This is a genomic window from Flavobacterium cyanobacteriorum (assembly GCF_002251835.1).
Taxonomy (GTDB): Bacteria; Bacteroidota; Bacteroidia; order Flavobacteriales; family Flavobacteriaceae; genus Flavobacterium; species Flavobacterium cyanobacteriorum.
Genome location: NZ_NOXV01000253.1, coordinates 1 through 18,464, shown reverse-complemented (window position 1 = coordinate 18,464; position 18,464 = coordinate 1). Strand labels below are relative to the sequence as shown.

Sequence of the window (18,464 nt, the reverse complement as noted above, 5' to 3'; positions counted from 1 at the left end):
TCAAGTCCAGATCAGGCTTCTAAAAAAGCCAGTACATTTTTTTCAATACGCTTATTTATGTCAGTAATATCAGCTTTACCAAACTTCTCCCCAATTATGTTTTCATATAATTCAATGTAGCGGTCAGACACGCTGGTAATATACTCATTGTTCATTTCGGGTATCTGCTGCCCATCTTTCCCCTGGAAACCGTTAGCAATCAGCCATTGCCTTACAAACTCTTTGCTCAGCTGTTTTTGGGGCTCGCCTTTGTTCTGGCGCTGCTCATATTCATCAGCATAAAAGTAACGTGAGGAATCGGGTGTATGGATTTCATCAATAAGCACTATCCTGCCGTCTTTGGTTTTACCGAACTCATATTTGGTATCAACCAGTATAAGACCGCGTGATGCAGCTATTTCAGTACCTTTTTCAAATAGCTTACGGGTATAGTCTTCAAGTACCGTATACTCTTCTTCAGTTACAATGCCTTTAGTGATAATATCAGTCCTTGATATGTCACTGTCATGCTCGCCGCTGTCTGCTTTTGTAGTAGGTGTAATAATGGGTGACGGAAATTTATCATTCTCCTTCAGCCCTTCCGGAAGCTCTACACCACAAAGCACCCTTTTACCCGCGGCATATTCGCGGGCGGCGTGCCCCGAAAGGTAGCCGCGTATTACCATCTCTACCTTAAAGGGCTCGCAAAGATGTCCTACGGCAACATTGGGGTCAGGGGTATCAATAAGCCAGTTAGGTACAATATCCTCGGTAAGGCGCATAAATTTGGTAGCAATCTGGTTCAGTATCTGCCCTTTATACGGTATACCTTTAGGCATAACCACATCAAAAGCTGAAAGCCTGTCGGTGGATACCATTACAAGCAGTTCATCATTAATGTTGTAAACGTCCCTTACCTTGCCTTTGTAAACCGATTTTTGGCCCGGAAAATTAAAATCTGTAGCTGTGATGGTGTTCATTATTGTTGTGTTGTTGTTCAGTTGAAGTGCAAAAATAGGAAAGATTTGTTAATAACGGATTCGGGATGATTTGCGGTCTATAACGCCATAAAAGATATTGAAGATCATTAAAAAAGCAGAGACAATACATAAACACATACCTGTAAAGCACCAAGTTTCGTCTTTTACTAAAATTGCAAATCCTATTAGTATGGAAACTATTAAATTAATGATGGATATAACTTTATTAACTTTAAGCCTGGATATTGAAAGTATAGCATATACCAATACATACACAACAGCTGCAATGCATGCAAGAGGAACAACAAGATTGCAAAAGCTGAAGGCCCAGCCAATAGTTTTATTTATACCCCATGTCTGTCCCACAGTTCCATCCCATAGAATAAAAAGTAAAATAAGTAATGTAATAATAACTATACTTATACCTTTTATTGAAGTTGAAGGTTTACTAAAATCCGCCATGACTGTAAAAGCCTTTAATTTCTCAGGAACTGTCAACAACAAAATTTAATCATGATTCTCAATACTCTTGTACGCCTCAATGATCTTTTTAACAAGCCTGTGGCGAACAATATCTTTATCATCAAGATATATAATGCCTACTCCTTCCACGTTCTTCAGGATAAGTAATGCTTCCTTAAGCCCTGATGTAACGCGGCGTGGCAGGTCAACCTGGCCGGGGTCACCCGTAATCATGAACTTGGCATTACGGCCCATACGCGTGAGGAACATTTTCATTTGCGAGTGTGTGGTGTTCTGGGCTTCATCCAGTATTACAAAAGCATTGTCAAGCGTGCGCCCCCGCATAAAGGCCAGTGGCGCTATCTGTATAATGCCTTTCAGTATATAATCTTCAAGCTTTTCAGGCGGCAGCATGTCCCGCAGGGCGTCATACAGCGGCTGCATATAAGGGTCAAGCTTCTCCTTCATATCCCCGGGAAGAAAACCAAGGCTCTCCCCTGCTTCTACCGCCGGGCGGGTAAGGATGATTCGCTTCACCTGCTTTTCTTTGAGCGCCTTAACGGCAAGGGCTACCCCGGTGTAGGTTTTACCGGTACCGGCTGGGCCAACGGCAAAAACCATGTCGTTTTTATTTACATAATCTACCAGTTTTTGCTGGTTGGGGGTCATTGCCTTGATAAGCTTACCGCCAAGCCCGTGTACCAGTATCTTATCATCAGGGTTCATCTGCTCTACATTACTGTCGCTTTGTATCACCCTTTCAATAACATTGTCATCAATATTATTGTAGCGCGAAAAATGCACCATCAGCCTTTTAAAGCGGGTTTCAAATTCATCGAGCAGTTCCTTTTCTCCAAATGCTTTAAGGGTTGTGCCTCGTGCTACTATTTTAAGTTTGGGATAGTATTTTTTAATGGTTTCAAGATGGGCATCCTGTGCGCCCCAAAAATCCTTTGGGGCTATATCATTAAGTTCAATTGTCCTTTCGTTCAAGTGTGGTAGTATTTTTAATTAAAATTGATAGCTTATAATTGTTAGCTTTGCATTCAAATTTAGTGAAATTTTAAAATCGCCCGCGAAAACTTTTACACAATTTTATGTCAATAATTACCCTAACAACCGATTTTGGGCTTCGCGACCATTTTGTGGGCGCGCTGAAGGGTAAGATACTTTCTGAATACAGGGAAGCTACCATTATTGATATTTCACATCATATCGACCTGTTCAACGTTTCGGAAGCCAGCTACATTATAGGGGCGGCTTACAGCAGTTTCCCAAAAGGCACAATACACCTTATAGGTGTAGACTGCGAGCTTACTAAAGAGAACCGGCATATAGCCATGCAGTGGAACGACCACTATTTTATCTGCGCTGATAACGGCATTTTAAGCATCCTGACGCAAAAAATAGTACCGCAGAAAATGGTGGAAATAAACATACACGACCGCCTGCCCGAAGGAAGCGTTGACCTTGATGTATTTGTAACTGTAGCCTGCCACCTTGCCAGGGGCGGCCTGCTGAATGTTATAGGCCGTGAAATAACAGCCATAAAAGCAACCAATGAGCTGCAGCCGGTGCCGGCATCAGACAGGAATTCTATAAAAGGCTATGTGGTATATATTGACCATTTTGGCAATTGTGTGACCAACATAACACAAAAAATGGTAAAAGAAACAGGCAAAGGACGTGATTTTGAAGTTAACTTCAGTAACAAGAACATCAGGGCCATAAAAAATGGTTACAGCGACTGGACAGTTAACGAGCGTTTTTCACTGAAAGATTATGAAGGCGAAAAACTGGCCCTGTTTAATGAGGCAGGCTTCCTGGAAATAGCCATTTACCGCAGCAACCCCTTAACTGTGGGCACGGCACGTTCGCTGCTGGGACTTAAATACAGGGATGTGGTGAATGTTGTATTTAAAAATTAAAGCTGTAAGACACATATGTTTGTACGCATAGTTAAGATGAGTTTTCATGAAGATAAGGTGGATGCCTTTCTTGATAATTTTGATAAAGTGAAGGGGCACATACGAAACTTTCCCGGTAACCGTTTTTTAGAACTGTACAGGGACAGGGAGAACCCCTCGGTATTTTTTACTTACAGTTACTGGGAACGCGAGGAGGACCTTGAAAACTACAGGCAGTCAGAACTTTTTAATGAGGTATGGGCTTTTACAAAACAATTTTTTAATAATAAGCCCGAAGCGTGGAGCGTGGACAAGCTGGTAACACTGCAGTAAGCTAAATGAACTTTATTATACGAAAGCTATTTTATACTTTACCGGTAGGTATGCGGTATGCGGCACGAAGGCTGCTATACCTTCCCGCTGACATGTTTAGGCGCAGAGACAGCCTTGTACCGCCTAAGGGAATGATATTTACCGGCCGGGGTGATTATTTAAGTGCAGGCGAAACATTTTTTTCGTACTTTATTAAGTATGGCGGTATAACCCCGCATAGCCGGGTGCTGGATATAGGTTCGGGAATCGGCAGGATGGCGGTGCCTTTTACAAAATACCTGGACAAAGACGGCAGCTATGAAGGGTTTGATATTGTAAAAATGGGCGTTGACTGGTGCAGGAAGAACATAACGGCGCGTTATCCTAACTTCAGGTTTACGCACACACCGCTAAAGAACGACCTGTACAACCTTGATACGCAGGAGCAGGCCTCACAGTTCAGGTTTCCGTATGAAGACAAGGCTTTCGACTTTGTATTCCTTACCTCGGTATTAACGCACATGATGCCACAGGACATGGAAAACTATATAGGTGAAATAGCGCGGGTGCTAAAAGAAGGTCGGGTTTGCTTTGCCACCTTCTTCATTCTTGATGAAGATAGTGAAGCCGCAATGCGCAAATATGGCTCCAAAACATTTCCCCATAATTACGGCAATTATTCTTTAATGGATAAAAATGTGAAGGAAGCCAACGTTGGCTACAAAAAACAATATATTTTTGAGGTGCTCAAATCAAAAGGGCTTACCGTTATCCATTTTATACGCGGAAACTGGTCGGGCGCCGCTGCTGATGAGCTTAATGAGCACCAGGACATAATTATTTTTAAGAAATGAAAGCATTGTTATTACGAGAGATCAAAGCCTTTTTCGGGTCGCCGATAGGGTATCTGGTCATTGCCATCTTCCTCCTGCTCAACGGGCTCTTCCTTTGGGTTTTTGAAGGTGATTTCAATATCCTTGATAGTGGCTTTGCCGACCTTAGCCCTTTCTTTACCCTGGCACCCTGGATACTTATTTTTCTTATTCCTGCGGTAACTATGCGTAGTTTTTCCGACGAAAAAAAGCAGGGCACTATTGAACTGCTGTTTACTAAGCCCTTGAGTATATGGGAAATAGTGAACGGCAAGTTTTTTGGAGCTTTTACACTCATTATTCTGGCGTTGCTGCCCACGGCAATATATGTGTTTGTATTGCAGGGCCTGGGCAACCCTCCGGGTAACATTGATTTCGGCAGTACACTGGGCTCCTACTTCGGGCTGTTGTTCCTCATCGCAGGCTATACCGCCATTGGTATATTTACCTCTACCCTTTCTGATAACCAGATTGTAGCCTTTATAGTATCAGTATTCCTTTGCTTTATATTTTACTTCGGGTTTGAAGGAATATCAGGCTTTGCCGGTAACCTGGGTACTTTTGTGGCATCACTGGGTATGGATTATCATTTTAAGAGCATGAGCCGAGGTGTGCTTGATACCAGGGATATTATCTATTTCCTGAGCATAACCATTTTGTTCTTATCCTTCACGGTTTACAAACTAAAAACACTTAAAGGGTAATGGAAACAAGGAAGCAAAAAAACCTCAGACAGCTTGTTATTACTATTGCAGCACTGCTTACAATCAATTTTGCAGGCAATTATATCTTTAAGCGTTTTGACCTGACGCATGATAAGCGTTACACCCTCTCGGAAACTTCCCTTAAGATCATAAAGAATGTTGACGAGCCGCTTTACATAGATGTTTTCCTGGAAGGTGAATTCCCTGGCGAATTTAAAAGGCTACAGGACGAAACCAGGCAGTTGCTCCAGGAGTTCGAAGCTTATAACCCCAATGTAAAGTTTACCTTCTTTAACCCTATGGATGAGTCGGAGGGTGCGGTTGAAACCAAACGCAACCTTATCTATACCATCTTCAGGATTGATAACAAGGTACGCTCCACTAAAGAGGAAACTGAAATAAAGAACAGCATCAGTTCTATTAACGATATTGATAAGGCAATATTTGATTCGTTTACAGGAAGCGGCATGAAGCCGGCAAGCATTATGGTAAATGACCGCGGAAAACAAACAGAGGCCCTGGTGTTTCCATGGGCTATCGCAACTTATAAAGGTAAAAGCGTAAAGATCCCTTTGCTGAAAAATATGCTGGGGGCTTCTACAGCCGAAAAAGTAGTCAGCTCAGTACAACACCTGGAATATGCCTTTGCCGATGCCTTTAATAAAGTAACCAAAGAGAAGCAGAAAAAAGTAGCTGTAATACGCGGTAACGGCGAACTTCATGATATACTGATGGCCGATTTTATAAAGCAGGTACGCGAAAGTTACTATATAGGCCCCTTTACACTTGATTCGGTAGCCAAAAATCCGATAGCAACGTTAAAGGCGCTGCAAAAGTATGACCTGGCCATTATAGCCAAACCTACAGAACGTTTTACTGAAGAAGAAAAACAGGTACTGGACCAGTTTATAATAAACGGGGGGAAAACCTTATGGATGATTGATGCCGTACAGATAGAGATGGACAGCCTGTACAATGAATCAGGTGCTACACTGGCTTTTCCGCGTGACCTTAACCTAAGTGACATGTTCTTTAAATATGGCTTCAGGATAAATCCTGACCTGATTAAAGATGAGCAGGCAACCCCTATCAAACTGGCCACGGGCGGCCAGGGCAGCGGCACGCAATACCAGCAGTACTTCTGGAAATATTCACCTTTTATTTATCCTGAAACAGATAATCCCATCGTTAAGAACATGAGCGGTATCAGGTTTGAATTTGCCAACCCGATCGATACGCTCAGGAATTCTGTTAAAAAGACAATCCTGCTTAAATCATCACAATATTCTAAAAAAGTAGGCACGCCTGTAACAGTACAGCTTGATATGGTGGCCGAGAAGACATCGCCACAGGAATACAAAGATAAAGGCCTCATCCCGGTATCGGTACTGCTGGAAGGCAGGTTTCGCTCAATGTACGAAAACCGCCTGTTGCCCTTTAAAGACCCGGCTTATAAAACTGAGGAAAAAGAAGGAAAAATGATAGTGGTTGCCGATGGCGATGTGGTAAAGAACCAGCTCGACAAAAACTACCGCCCGCTGGAGCTTGGTTATGATAAGTGGACCAATAATATGTTTGATAACCGGGAGTTCCTTATGAACTGCGTTAACTACCTGCTCGATGATACAGGACTTATTAACATAAGGAGCAAAGAGGTTGACCTGCCGATGCTGGATAAGGAAAAGGTTTATGCTGATTACACTATCGTGCAGTTTATAACTGTCGGATTACCAATAGTAATTTTAGCTGTTTCCGGTTTCCTGTTCACGTACCTGAGGAGGAGGAAATACGGCAGGTAGTGTTAATAAAAAAATTGCGGTATTTGATTGGTTTACGATATATTTGTGAAAAGTAAAATTTTACATTTTACCAAAATTCTAAAGAAAAGACAATGAAATTTATAGTATCCAGTTCCTATTTGCTGAAGCAGCTGCAGGTTTTGGGAAGCGTTATCAACAGCAGCAATACCCTGCCAATTTTAGATAATTTCCTTTTTGAGCTAAATAATAATCAGTTGAAAGTATCGGCGTCCGATCTTGAAACAACCATGTCGGCCACGCTCGAAATAGATTCTGAAAGCACCGGCGGTGTTGCCGTGCCTGCAAAATTGCTACTGGAAACTCTTAAAACATTCCCTGAGCAGCCGCTTACTTTTACAGTAGAGGACAATAACACAATCGAAATAAGCTCTAACAGCGGTAAATATGCCCTTGCCTATGCCTCGGGTGATGAATTCCCTAAAGCCGTAACCCTTGAAGATCCCTCATCAACCATTGTCCCTGCGCATGTATTGGCTACCGCAGTAAGCAAAACTATCTTTGCCGCCGGCAATGATGACCTAAGGCCCGTAATGTCAGGCGTCTTTTTCCAGTTTTCAACAGATGGCCTTACATTTGTGGCAACTGATGCGCACAAGCTGGTTAAGTACGCCAGGACCGATGTAAAAGCCTCCCAGGCCACTGATTTTATAATGCCAAAGAAGCCGCTTAATATCCTCAAAGGCATCCTTTCCGCTTCAGATGCTGAAGTAAAAATTGAATATAACGAGGCTAATGCCACTTTCTCATTTGAAAACTACGTGCTTACCTGCCGCCTTATTGATGGTAAATACCCTAATTATGAGGCCGTAATACCTAAAGAGAACCCTAACAAACTGATGATTGACAGGGTGCAGTTCCTTAGTTCGGTGCGCCGTGTGGCCATCTTCTCAAACAAGACTACACACCAGATACGCCTTAAGATTGCAGGTACTGAGCTTAATATTTCAGCCGAAGATATTGATTACTCCAACAAGGCTGAGGAGCGCCTCACCTGCGACTACCAGGGTGATGACATGCAGATAGGCTTCAATTCACGTTTCCTTACTGAAATGCTGAACAACCTGCATAGCGATGAAATTATGCTCGAAATGTCGCTGCCAAACCGTGCAGGCATCCTTACCCCTGTGGACGGGCTTGAAGAAGGCGAAACCGTTACTATGCTGGTAATGCCGGTAATGCTGAACAATTAAATTCCTCAAGAAAAGCAATTTCAAACCCAAACTATGTTTAGTTTGCAATCAAGAATTTTGCCTTTCCCGGGTTCTGCTATTTAACTAACCCTTTATACCAAAACCGCAACACTTTACAGCGTTGCGGTTTTTTCTCTATTATTATCAGAAGAATCATGACAGAATAAATTCTATAAGATCTTCATTGAATTTATGTTTATGGGTGTAGTACAACCCGTGTGGCGCATCGTCATAGACAATATATGCCGCATTGGGTATCATCTTTGCCGTAAGGTCAGACGAAGCCGTAACAGGCACTGTCTGGTCTTGCTTCCCGTGTATTATAAGGACAGGTATATTTATGTTTTTCAGGTCGTCCCTGAAGTCGGTTGCAGACCACGCCTGCATGGCTTTTATAGTGGAATATCCCGATGCCTGCATGGCCAGCATAAGGTCATGCTGCAGTATCTCATCACTTACAGGGTGGCTAAACAGGTTAACGCCATAAAACATTTTACTGAATTGCGCCAGGAACTTTGGCCGGTTGTCTTCCAGCTGCTCACGGATACTGTCAAATTGCCCCTGAGGCAGCCCGGAAGGGTTATTGTCTGTTTTGAGCAGGTATGGCGTCACACTGCTCACCAGTACCGCCCTGGTTACCCTGCCATCATCATTAAATTTAGCAAGATAACGCGCTACCTCTCCCCCACCCATCGAAAAACCCGCAAGAGTTACGCCAGTAAGGTTAAGGTGCACTATAAGCGCTCTCAGGTCGGCTGCAAAAGTATCGTAATCATATCCTTCCCATGGCCTTGACGAAAGGCCAAAACCCCTACGGTCATACGCTATCACGCGAATATTATACCTTGGGAGTTCGTTCAGCTGGTATTCCCACATCTGGTGATTAAGTGGCCAGCCGTGTATCAGTATCACAGGCTTTCCGCGGCCGATATCCTGGTAATAAATGGTTACTTCTTCAGCGCTTCCCGAAAGGCTGACTGAGGTTGTAGTAATAAAAGGCATAGCTGTTCATTTAAATTAGCACATCAAGGTACTTATTAAGGCAAACACAAAACCATTCATTAAGAAATCCTTAGTAGTTAAGAAATTGATAAAAATAATCCCGCAGGGCTATTACAACATCAATTCTGCCCGTCATACCGGGTATCAGGAGCAGCCGGCTATGCGCACTTTTGCAGGCATATGTCCCGCTGTCANATAAAAATAATCCCGCAGGGCTATTACAACATCAATTCTGCCCGTCATACCGGGTATCAGGAGCAGCCGGCTATGCGCACTTTTGCAGGCATATGTCCCGCTGTCACTATATCTCCGCGCCGCCATAAGCGCGGCGGCGCGGAGGATGCCGCTTCCATCGGGGCTAAACCCAAACGCCAGTATATACCTGTAGCAATACTTGCAGCCATCTGTAATGATGATATTGAATTTATTAAAAACGCGGCATTCTCAGCATTACTTGCTGCAAGTGGCAAATTTTCTTGAACCGCTGTAAAGATTGTTGCGCCACCCAATCCAACGGCTATTTATTATCATGATAAATAAGAAGCGGTATATGGCTGTGGTAAGCCATTTTCTTAGTAAGGCTCTTGTGGAATAAACTTTCAAAGAAACCACGCTTATGGCTGCGCATTACCAGCATGTCTATTGTGTTGGCCTCAATAAAATTTAAAATAGATTGCTCTATATCATCGCCTTCAATACTGTAGAAACCAATATTGTAATCTTTATAGTGCAACTTCCAGTTTTCCATCCGTTCACTGACATCAACAGGGCCATCATTATGCGTGATGTACAGGCATTCAGTCCGGGCATTAAATTTTTTGGCAATCTCCAATGCCTCCGCCAGCGCTTCATTGTCTTTATCTTTGTATTGGGTGGTAAAGCCAATTTTCTGTATGGGGTGGTATTCTGCCTCGGCAGGTATTCCAAGCACGGGGACATCCACATTAGAAATCACCGAAGCCGTAGTAGAGCCGAGGAATGTTTCCTTAAGGCCTGTTGCACCCTTGGTACCCATCACTATTAAGTCAATGTTTTCATCCCTGCACACCTTATTAATATTGTATATAAGGTCGCCATACAGCAGGATGTTGCGCATTTTCACATGGCCCAGGTTGTGCCTTTCGGCTACTTCGTGCATGTGCGGCAACTGCTCCCTGAAACTCTCAAACTGGTTCATTTCCACTATATCAAATATTTCCTTTGTTGATTCTGGTAATGGCGGGGTTTCTACAATAGGCAGGTCATATACGTGAAGTACTACCAGATCGGCATTAAATGAATCAGCAAATCGCAGGGCATACAAAAAAGCTGTACGTGCCGCTTCAGAAAAATCAGTAGGGAAAAGGATTTGTTTCATGGCTGGTATGTTTTTCATAAAGGTATAAAAAATATCTTTTTTCTTACGATATACAAAAATGCTTAACAGAACATTAATCCGCAAAGGGCTTTGAGGGGCTTTTGTTTTAAAATGTATCTTTGCAAAAAAAGCTGATGACACTACAGGATACTATTGTTGCGCTAGCCACTCCCTCTGGTACTGGAGCCATTGCTGTTATACGCGTTTCAGGGCCTGAAGCCATTACTGTAGTTTCAGGTGTTTTCGAGTCCGTATCCGGCAAAGATATTATCCGGCAGCGCTCACATACCATACACCTTGGCACTATAACAGACGATGGAAAAATATACGACCAGGTATTATTATCCCTTTTTAAGGGGCCTCATTCCTACACTGGCGAAAATACCGTAGAGATTTCCTGTCACGGCTCCGGCTACATACAGCAACAAATTATACAGTTATTGCTTCGCAAAGGCTGCCGCATGGCCGATGCAGGCGAATTTACCTTGCGCGCTTTCCTGAACGGCAAGCTGGACCTGAGCCAGGCCGAAGCAGTAGCCGACCTTATAGCCAGCGACAACGAGGCCAGCCATCAGGTTGCTATGCAGCAAATGCGGGGCGGATTTAGCAATGAAATAGCAAAACTGCGTGAAGAACTGTTGAATTTTGCCTCACTTATTGAGCTTGAACTGGATTTTTCTGAAGAAGATGTTGAATTTGCTGACAGGTCACAATTTCATGAGCTTCTGAACCGTATTGAATTTGTACTGAAGAGGCTTATTGATTCTTTCGCGGTAGGTAATGTTATAAAAAATGGTATTCCTGTAGCCATAGCGGGCGAACCTAATGTGGGCAAATCAACACTGCTGAATACGCTGTTGAATGAAGAGCGGGCCATAGTAAGTGATATTGCGGGCACTACACGCGATACTATAGAAGACGAACTTGTTATCGGAGGGATTGCCTTCCGTTTTATTGATACAGCAGGTATACGTGAAACAAAAGATGTAGTGGAGAGCATCGGCATAAAAAAAACATTTGAAAAAATTGAAAAAGCGCAGGTGGTCATTTACATGATACCCAGGTTGACTGAAGGGGAAAACCCGCAACTCATAATGCAGGAAATAAACAAAATCAGGAACCAGTATCCCCAAAAAATGTTTTTAACAATTGCCAACAAGGCCGATTTATATTCCGAAAGCGAAAAGGCTCAGCTCACTTCACTAATTCCTGATGTATTATTTATTTCCGCAAGAGAAAACAAAGGCATTGATGGACTCAGGGAAAAACTTTTATCATTTGTGAGCACAGGCGCGTTGCGGAATAATGAAACAATAATTACCAATACCCGCCATTATAACTCTTTACTTAAAGCCCTGGAAGAAGTACAAAAAGTACAGTTTGGGCTCAATTCAGGATTATCAGCCGACCTCATGGCTATTGATATAAGGCAGGCTTTGTACTATTTCGGCGAAATAACGGGGCAGGTATCTAATGATGAACTGCTCGGGAATATTTTTTTGAAGTTTTGTATCGGAAAGTAACCACCACAAAACAACCAAACACCAAACCAATAAGAAACCCATACAAAGCCCTATAATACAGGGCTTTTTTAATGCTTAAAGATATAGGTTTCTTTTGCGTTGTTACTTGTTTATTTATGGAATATTTGTACCTTTGCTGTACCTTACTATGGGTTGAAAGTCAAATTTGTACCTCAACCCATTTTTTAGGTTTACAAACTTGACACTTTTAAACACTTTAATACAGGATAGTACAAAATGAGTTCAAATATTCAGGTACAACGAATTTGCCAGCATTGCGGTAAGGAGTTCACAGCCCGAACCACCACCACGCTGTACTGTTCACACCGTTGCAATAGTGCAGCATACAAAGCCAAACAAAGGGCTGGTAAGGTTGAGCAAAGCAATAAGGAAACACAGCGAATAAAGAACCAACCTATTGAGGAACTGAAAGCAAGGGAGTTTTTAACAGTAACACAGGTTTCAAAGTTAATCGGCTGTTCCCGACAAAATGTTTACAACCTTATAAATACTGGTAAGCTGAAAGCGACAAACATTTTAATAAAGAAAACTATTGTAAAGCGTTCAGACCTTGACAAACTATTTAAAGAGCCAACCAACCGAACACAGCCCGAAGGCATACCCGAAACACAAAAGCAGGAATTAAACAACTGGGTGCAGGCTGGGGGCTTTGATATTGCCGACTGTTACAACCTTACCGAAGTACAGGACAAATACGGTATTTCAGAAACAGCCTTACAAAACCTTATCAAACGAAACAGCATACCCAAAATAAAAAAGGGCTGGTTTGCATACGTTCCGAAAACGGTAATTGATAAACTATTGAGTTAAACCATTAAAATAAAATACCAATGATTGAATTTGTAAACAGGAATTTAGAGAAAACCGAACCCGACTACTTTTATTTAGTTAGGGAACACGTTACCACGTTTCAGATGGATGACGGTAAAAACAAACCATTCACCCACGAACAGAAATTTGAGGGCAAAGATTTACTGAAATGCAAAACCGAAGCAGAAAAGTATTACTGGGAAAGGCTGGAAGGATTGGAACAGGGTAAATACTTTCTACCATTTGCAGCCCCTCAATATTTTGAGTTTGGTAAAAATGCAGCGTTCAGCATTACCCTTTCATTGGTTGAGTATTACAACGATGACGAACATTTTGAACACCCTTTGATTGGTGAAGATGACGAAACCACAGCCGAAAGCATTGAAATTGAAACGGCTGTATTGAAAAGTAAAGGATTACTGTAACAACTGTAACACCGTAACAGACTGTTACAACTGTTACAACTGTTACACCAAAGCACAAAAGACAATGGCAACAAAAGTTAAGTTAAGACAAAAGGCAATTTCAGGGAACAGGCAAAGCCTGTATTTAGATTTTTACCCAGCCATACCACACCCCGAAACAGGCGAACCAACCCGAAGGGAATTTTTAGGGCTGTACCTTTTTGATAAGGCAAAGAACCCGATTGATAAACAGCATAACAAAGAAACTTTACAGCTTGCCGAACAGATAAGGCAGAAAAAAGAAAACCACCTCAACAAACCCGAAATTTACACGGGGTACGAACTGGAACAGAAACGAATTAAAGAGCAGGGCGAACAGAATTTTGTTACCTACTTTAAAAGCCTTGCCGACAAACGCAAAGCCAGTAACCATGATAACTGGGTTTCAGCTTACAATTACCTTGAAACATTTACAAAGGGAAATTTGAAGTTTGCCGACCTCAACGAAAAGTTTTGTAATGAGTTTAAAGAGTATTTACTCACTACCAAAAGCAATAAGAGCAGCAAAACAACCCTTGCCCAAAATTCAGCCGTTTCCTATTTTAATAAGCTGAAAGCAACCCTGAAACAAGCGTATAAAGACGGGTATTTAACCACCGACCTGAACGCAAAAATTGAACCCATAAAACAGGCAGAAACCCGAAGGAATTTTTTAACCATTGAGGAACTGAACAGCCTTGTTAAAACAGAATGTAATAACCCTTTGTTGAAACGTGCAGCCCTGTTTTCAGCCCTCACAGGGTTGAGGTTTTCGGATATTAAAAACCTTGTTTGGGGCGAACTGGAATACATAGAGGGCAACGGGTATTTTATACAGTTCAAACAGCAAAAAACAAAAGGGGTTGAAATGATGCCTATTTCTGAACAGGCTTACAGCTTACTGGGTGAACGCAAAGAACCCACCGACAAAGTATTTGAGGGGCTTACTTATTCAGCATACGAAAACAAACACTTGTACCAATGGATTGGAGCAGCAGGAATAACAAAGGATATAACCTTTCATTGTTTCAGACACACGTTTGCCACCTTGCAACTATCAAAGGGAACAGATATTTACACCGTTTCAAAAATGCTGGGACACCGTGAATTGAAAACCACACAGATTTACGCAAAGATTATAGACCAAACCAAACGTGAAGCAGCCGACAAAATACAATTAGATTTTTAACCTATTAAGCATTAAAGACAAATGATAAAAGATACAAGGTTTTGGCTTACCACCTTTTTTGAGGAACAGGAACAAACCAAACACCCTTACAAAAGCCTTAAAAGTCAGATTGAAAACAACGGCTGTTTTATTGTGAAAGCAGACACCTACACCGTAAAGATTTACACCCCTGAATTAGCGGTTATATTCACCTCAAAGGAATTGCCAGCCCGGAACATGGACACCCAAACCGAAACCATAGTAAACGGCTGGGAATACCTCAAAACATACATTGAAGCATACAAAGAGGGCGAACAATATTTTGAAACTGAATTTAAGGTTTCACCGAACACCCTTTACGGGGCAAACGCTGAACAGTATGTAAGGGATATTCACTTAAACTTTTTTCACGTTCAGCATACTGGAATAAATGAAGGCTGGGGCTATGTTAAGAAACAATACCCGATTATTTTAACCCATAAAGCTGTAAAAGAATTTGGCTACTATTCAGGAATAGTAAACAAGGTTGAGGAACAAGTAAAGAAATACCCCCGACTGTTTGCCACGTTTGATAAGTGCGAACACAATTTGCCACCTCAACAAACCGAAACGAAAACGGAGCAGGAGCAACAAACAGAAAATGATTTTACCCTTTCCACTATTGAGGATTGGTTATTTGAGTTTAAAGAAAAAATGAATGAAGCAGACTATAAAAATTTAGTTTCAGCACTAATACAATACTTTGAAAGAGGCAAATTCCCGACACTTTCAAAACCTATACAGATAAATGGCAGACCAAACAAAAAGCTGTTCGGCTGGGCTTTGAATAGAATATTTGAAGCAAAAGGCAAAGGAGTTGAAAAGGAACTTTTGCAATTTGCAAAGCATAATATTTCATTGTTCACCGATGTTCAGTTTGATGAAAGCAATATTTTGAAAAGCAATTTGTATAAGTATTTCACTACTCAAACTAAGTAAATAAAGACCACCACCAAAACCACCGAAAACACTTTTTAGACCACCAAAACCACTTTATTCATTTGCTGCATAACATTAAAAATGTAGTAAAATGAATAATCCATTTGAAGTAATTGAGGCAAGGTTAAACAATATTGAAACCTTATTGCTCGACCTCAAACACACACCAAAAGAGCAGGGCGAACAACCCGAAACAGACGAACTTTTAACAGTTCAGGACACGGCTAAATTTTTGAGCCTTTCAGTTCCCACCGTTTACACTTTAATAAGTAAAGGCGAATTGCCCGTAATGAAGCGTTCAAAGCGCTGTTACTTTTCAAAAGTTGAGTTAATCAATTATTTGAAGCAAGGCAGAAAAAAGACGTTGGCAGAAACAGCCAGCGAAGCCGAACAGTATTTAAAAACTAAAAAGGGGTAAGCTATGCAGGAACATAACCAAACCCCTAATAAGTTAAGCACTAAAGACGGGAATAAAGATACGAATTTAAACACCATTACCCCAGCGTTTGAATTTGATAAATACGGTATAGGGGTTGAGGATATTAAAACCGAAGAAGAACAGCTTTTAAAGCAAGGTAACGAAGCCAAAGAAAGTAAAGGACTGTTCACCGTAAAAACAGCCAGCCGTTGGATTGAACAAGCGAAAACCCGACCTATTCCGAAAATGCTTTTTGGTGAATTTTGGTTTGAGGGTGAACTATGTATTTTGTTTGCCGACACCAATTTAGGTAAGTCAATTTTAGCCGTGCAAATTGGTAACAGCATAAGCAAGGGCGAACAGATACGGGGCTTTAAACTGGAAACACCAAAGCAACCAATTTTGTATTTTGATTTTGAGTTAAGCGACAAACAATTTGAAAACCGATATTCAATAAGGTTTGAACAGCATTACAACTTTGATAACAACTTTATACGGGTTGAAATAAACCCCGATGCTGTAATTCCCGAAGCCCAAACCTTTGAGGATTACCTCAACCATTCATTGGAACGAAGCATTACCGAAACAGGGGCAAAGGTTTTAATCATTGATAACCTTACTTATCTGAAAAATGAAACTGAAAAGGCTAAAGATGCTTTGCCCTTAATGAAGCATTTGAAAGCGTTAAAAAACAAATACGGACTTTCAATTTTAGCACTTGCACACACACCAAAAAGGGACTTATCAAAACCAATTACCCGAAATGATTTACAAGGCAGTAAGATGCTAATAAACTTTTGTGATAGTTCCTTTTCAATCGGTGAAAGCCACAGCGACAAAAATTTACGCTACCTGAAACAAATTAAGCAAAGGAACACCGAACAGATTTACGATGCCGAAAATGTTTGTATTTGCCAAATTGATAAGCCCTTTAACTTTTTGCAGTTTGAGTTTGTCAATTTCGGAACGGAACGGGAACACCTGAAACAGCACACCGAAAAGGACAAAGAAAACCTGAACGAAAAGGTAAACGAACTAAAGCAGCAAGGGCGAAGCCTTCGGGAAATAGGGGCTGAACTGGGTATTTCTCATATGAAAGTAAGTAGAATTTTAAAGGACTGTAACACGCTGTAACACCTGTAACACCCTGTTACAACTGTTACACTTGTTACATCCGTTACACTTAAAAGGTTGAAAATGAAGGAACATAAATACATACTTGAACCATACAAGGGAATGAATACCCGTTACCGTTGCCCCAGTTGCCAGCAAAGGGATAAAACCTTTTCACTTTACATTGATACAGAAACAGGCGAACACATACACCCCACCGTTGGCAGGTGCAACCGTGAAAGTAATTGCGGACACCACTACACCCCGAAACAGTATTTTCAGGATAACAGTATTTCATTTGATACACCCCAGCCCAAAGCATACAAGCCCCGACCTGTTACACCACTACCAAAGCCCGTTTCATTCATTCCCGTTGAGGTATTCAAAGCCAGCCTGAAAGCACACGAAACGAACCACTTTGTACAGTTCCTTATTAACCTGTTCGGGGTTGAGGTTGCCAGCCAACTGGTAAGCCGTTATTTCATTGCCACCTCAAAACATTGGAACGGTGCAACGGTATTTTGGCAAATAGATACACAGGGCAAAGTAAGAACGGGCAAAATAATGCTTTACAGCCCCACCACAGGCAAAAGAGTAAAGAACCTTGAACTACCTGTTTACTGGGTACACAAAGCCCTCAAACAGCCTGAATTTGAGTTAAGGCAATGTTTGTTTGGTGAACACTTACTAATTGATAAAACAAAACCCGTTGCCATAGTTGAAAGCGAAAAAACGGCTGTAATTGCCAGCGGTTATTTGCCCCAGTTTATTTGGGTTGCCGTTGGCAGCCTTACCAACCTGAACGCTGAAAAGTGCAGCATACTAAAGGGGCGAACTGTTACACTATTTCCCGACCTCAACGGGTTTGACAAATGGAGCAGCAAGGCAAAGGAACTTTCACACCTTGCCCAGTTCACTGTTTCCGATTTACTGGAACGTAAAGCCACCGAAGCAGAAAGGAAACAAGGGTTTGACCTTGCCGACTATTTAATAAAATATGATTACAAAGCCTTTGCCCTACCTGAACCCGAAGCCACCGAACCACCCCCAGCCGTTCAACCATTGGTTGAGGTGAAACCGTTTGAACAGCCCGAACCTGTTTACTATTTCAATAAGCCCGAACAACCAAAGCCCGAAAACTGGGAACAGGATATTACCGAACTTGAAAACTACTTTACAGGAATAGCACTACCAACCCAACCCGTAAAGCTGAACAGGTGCAGCACAATAACGGATTGTTCCCAATTCATTGAAAGCCACTTTGCCACCGTGAAAGCGAACAACGGCAAACGAACCTTTTTACCATACCTCAACCGATTACAGGAATTGAAACAAGTATTAACCACAAATTTGAATTAATATGAAAACAAAAGAAATTGAAAGCCTTGAAAGCTACTTTAAAACA

Annotated in this window: 19 protein-coding genes; 15 read left to right on the top strand and 4 right to left on the bottom strand. The window is 41.7% G+C overall.

The genetic code is table 11. From position 1 onward, the window contains the following. Positions 1 to 11 precede the first annotated feature (11 nt). On the bottom strand, positions 12 to 959 hold the full coding sequence (locus CHU92_RS08120; protein ID WP_094414429.1) for a phosphoribosylaminoimidazolesuccinocarboxamide synthase: 948 nt from the start codon (positions 957 to 959) through the stop codon (positions 12 to 14). 190 nt (positions 960 to 1,149) lie between these two features. Here CHU92_RS08120 and CHU92_RS08115 point away from each other — a divergent pair, with 190 nt between their 5' ends. Further along, a complete protein-coding gene (locus tag CHU92_RS08115) occupies positions 1,150 to 1,470 on the top strand; it encodes a hypothetical protein (protein WP_129583032.1) in 321 nt (106 codons plus the stop codon). On the opposite strand, the gene CHU92_RS08110 is transcribed toward CHU92_RS08115, so the two are convergent. Next, positions 1,467 to 2,414, bottom strand: coding sequence for a PhoH family protein (locus tag CHU92_RS08110; RefSeq protein WP_094414426.1), 948 nt, complete (start codon positions 2,412 to 2,414; stop codon positions 1,467 to 1,469). The two genes, CHU92_RS08115 and CHU92_RS08110, sit on opposite strands and share 4 nt — an antisense overlap. A 104-nt stretch (positions 2,415 to 2,518) precedes the next feature. Between CHU92_RS08110 and CHU92_RS08105 the strand changes: the two genes are divergently transcribed. The 6 genes from CHU92_RS08105 (at position 2,519) to dnaN (ending at position 8,226) form a co-directional block, all read left to right on the top strand. Next, positions 2,519 to 3,349: an SAM hydrolase/SAM-dependent halogenase family protein gene (locus CHU92_RS08105; RefSeq protein WP_094414424.1), complete on the top strand. Its 831-nt coding sequence runs from the start codon at positions 2,519 to 2,521 to the stop codon at positions 3,347 to 3,349. A 15-nt stretch (positions 3,350 to 3,364) separates the two neighbouring features. Continuing rightward, positions 3,365 to 3,661, top strand: coding sequence for a putative quinol monooxygenase (locus CHU92_RS08100; protein ID WP_094414422.1), 297 nt, complete (start codon positions 3,365 to 3,367; stop codon positions 3,659 to 3,661). 5 nt (positions 3,662 to 3,666) lie between these two features. After that, entirely contained in the window at positions 3,667 to 4,494 is an 828-nt protein-coding gene (locus CHU92_RS08095) for a class I SAM-dependent methyltransferase (protein ID WP_094414420.1), read from the top strand. Continuing rightward, a complete protein-coding gene (gldF, locus tag CHU92_RS08090) occupies positions 4,491 to 5,216 on the top strand; it encodes a gliding motility-associated ABC transporter permease subunit GldF (protein ID WP_094414418.1) in 726 nt (241 codons plus the stop codon). Before CHU92_RS08095 ends, gldF begins: the two co-directional genes overlap by 4 nt. Next, the gene (gene gldG / locus CHU92_RS08085) at positions 5,216 to 7,015 is read left to right on the top strand and encodes a gliding motility-associated ABC transporter substrate-binding protein GldG (RefSeq protein ID WP_094414416.1); all 1,800 of its coding nucleotides are present in this window, start codon (positions 5,216 to 5,218) and stop codon (positions 7,013 to 7,015) included. Before gldF ends, gldG begins: the two co-directional genes overlap by 1 nt. Positions 7,016 to 7,107: 92 nt before the next feature. Continuing rightward, on the top strand, positions 7,108 to 8,226 hold the full coding sequence (gene dnaN, locus CHU92_RS08080) for a DNA polymerase III subunit beta (protein ID WP_094414414.1): 1,119 nt from the start codon (positions 7,108 to 7,110) through the stop codon (positions 8,224 to 8,226). Between the two features lie 153 nt (positions 8,227 to 8,379). Here the strand turns inward: dnaN and CHU92_RS08075 are convergent, their stop codons facing one another. After that, positions 8,380 to 9,228, bottom strand: coding sequence for an alpha/beta fold hydrolase (locus tag CHU92_RS08075; protein ID WP_094414412.1), 849 nt, complete (start codon positions 9,226 to 9,228; stop codon positions 8,380 to 8,382). Between the two features lie 517 nt (positions 9,229 to 9,745). Continuing rightward, on the bottom strand, positions 9,746 to 10,585 hold the full coding sequence (locus CHU92_RS08065) for a universal stress protein (RefSeq protein WP_165764615.1): 840 nt from the start codon (positions 10,583 to 10,585) through the stop codon (positions 9,746 to 9,748). 134 nt (positions 10,586 to 10,719) lie between these two features. Between CHU92_RS08065 and mnmE the strand changes: the two genes are divergently transcribed. The 8 genes from mnmE (at position 10,720) to CHU92_RS08025 (ending at position 18,418) form a co-directional block, all read left to right on the top strand. Continuing rightward, on the top strand, positions 10,720 to 12,108 hold the full coding sequence (gene mnmE, locus CHU92_RS08060; protein ID WP_094414406.1) for a tRNA uridine-5-carboxymethylaminomethyl(34) synthesis GTPase MnmE: 1,389 nt from the start codon (positions 10,720 to 10,722) through the stop codon (positions 12,106 to 12,108). A gap of 237 nt (positions 12,109 to 12,345) precedes the next feature. Then, positions 12,346 to 12,939, top strand: a complete 594-nt coding sequence (locus CHU92_RS08055; RefSeq protein WP_094414404.1) for a helix-turn-helix domain-containing protein — start codon at positions 12,346 to 12,348, stop codon at positions 12,937 to 12,939. 20 nt (positions 12,940 to 12,959) lie between these two features. Then, complete coding sequence (locus CHU92_RS08050; RefSeq protein ID WP_094414402.1) at positions 12,960 to 13,364, top strand: hypothetical protein; 405 nt, start codon at positions 12,960 to 12,962, stop codon at positions 13,362 to 13,364. 64 nt (positions 13,365 to 13,428) lie between these two features. Then, on the top strand, positions 13,429 to 14,571 hold the full coding sequence (locus tag CHU92_RS08045; RefSeq protein WP_094414401.1) for a tyrosine-type recombinase/integrase: 1,143 nt from the start codon (positions 13,429 to 13,431) through the stop codon (positions 14,569 to 14,571). A 21-nt stretch (positions 14,572 to 14,592) separates the two neighbouring features. Further along, on the top strand, positions 14,593 to 15,528 hold the full coding sequence (locus CHU92_RS08040; protein WP_094414399.1) for a hypothetical protein: 936 nt from the start codon (positions 14,593 to 14,595) through the stop codon (positions 15,526 to 15,528). A 91-nt stretch (positions 15,529 to 15,619) separates the two neighbouring features. After that, a complete protein-coding gene (locus CHU92_RS08035; RefSeq protein WP_094414397.1) occupies positions 15,620 to 15,946 on the top strand; it encodes a helix-turn-helix domain-containing protein in 327 nt (108 codons plus the stop codon). A 3-nt stretch (positions 15,947 to 15,949) separates the two neighbouring features. After that, positions 15,950 to 17,080, top strand: a complete 1,131-nt coding sequence (locus CHU92_RS08030; RefSeq protein WP_094414395.1) for an AAA family ATPase — start codon at positions 15,950 to 15,952, stop codon at positions 17,078 to 17,080. Positions 17,081 to 17,143: 63 nt separating this feature from the next. Next, positions 17,144 to 18,418: a DUF6965 family protein gene (locus CHU92_RS08025; RefSeq protein WP_094414393.1), complete on the top strand. Its 1,275-nt coding sequence runs from the start codon at positions 17,144 to 17,146 to the stop codon at positions 18,416 to 18,418. Positions 18,419 to 18,464 lie beyond the last annotated feature (46 nt).

Bases quoted from the DNA above. Each gene is read 5' to 3' on its own strand.
- CHU92_RS08050 (WP_094414402.1), top strand. From the start codon at position 12,960: ATGATTGAATTTGTAAACAGGAATTTAGAGAAAACCGAACCCGACTAC.
- CHU92_RS08035 (WP_094414397.1), top strand. From the start codon at position 15,620: ATGAATAATCCATTTGAAGTAATTGAGGCAAGGTTAAACAATATTGAA.
- CHU92_RS08095 (WP_094414420.1), top strand. From the start codon at position 3,667: ATGAACTTTATTATACGAAAGCTATTTTATACTTTACCGGTAGGTATG.
- CHU92_RS08025 (WP_094414393.1), top strand. From the start codon at position 17,144: ATGAAGGAACATAAATACATACTTGAACCATACAAGGGAATGAATACC.
- CHU92_RS08120 (WP_094414429.1), bottom strand. From the start codon at position 959: ATGAACACCATCACAGCTACAGATTTTAATTTTCCGGGCCAAAAATCG.
- CHU92_RS08045 (WP_094414401.1), top strand. From the start codon at position 13,429: ATGGCAACAAAAGTTAAGTTAAGACAAAAGGCAATTTCAGGGAACAGG.
- CHU92_RS08040 (WP_094414399.1), top strand. From the start codon at position 14,593: ATGATAAAAGATACAAGGTTTTGGCTTACCACCTTTTTTGAGGAACAG.
- CHU92_RS08105 (WP_094414424.1), top strand. From the start codon at position 2,519: ATGTCAATAATTACCCTAACAACCGATTTTGGGCTTCGCGACCATTTT.
- CHU92_RS08100 (WP_094414422.1), top strand. From the start codon at position 3,365: ATGTTTGTACGCATAGTTAAGATGAGTTTTCATGAAGATAAGGTGGAT.
- CHU92_RS08075 (WP_094414412.1), bottom strand. From the start codon at position 9,228: ATGCCTTTTATTACTACAACCTCAGTCAGCCTTTCGGGAAGCGCTGAA.
- CHU92_RS08115 (WP_129583032.1), top strand. From the start codon at position 1,150: ATGGAAACTATTAAATTAATGATGGATATAACTTTATTAACTTTAAGC.
- CHU92_RS08030 (WP_094414395.1), top strand. From the start codon at position 15,950: ATGCAGGAACATAACCAAACCCCTAATAAGTTAAGCACTAAAGACGGG.
- CHU92_RS08065 (WP_165764615.1), bottom strand. From the start codon at position 10,585: ATGAAACAAATCCTTTTCCCTACTGATTTTTCTGAAGCGGCACGTACA.
- gldF (WP_094414418.1), top strand. From the start codon at position 4,491: ATGAAAGCATTGTTATTACGAGAGATCAAAGCCTTTTTCGGGTCGCCG.
- CHU92_RS08055 (WP_094414404.1), top strand. From the start codon at position 12,346: ATGAGTTCAAATATTCAGGTACAACGAATTTGCCAGCATTGCGGTAAG.
- mnmE (WP_094414406.1), top strand. From the start codon at position 10,720: ATGACACTACAGGATACTATTGTTGCGCTAGCCACTCCCTCTGGTACT.
- dnaN (WP_094414414.1), top strand. From the start codon at position 7,108: ATGAAATTTATAGTATCCAGTTCCTATTTGCTGAAGCAGCTGCAGGTT.
- gldG (WP_094414416.1), top strand. From the start codon at position 5,216: ATGGAAACAAGGAAGCAAAAAAACCTCAGACAGCTTGTTATTACTATT.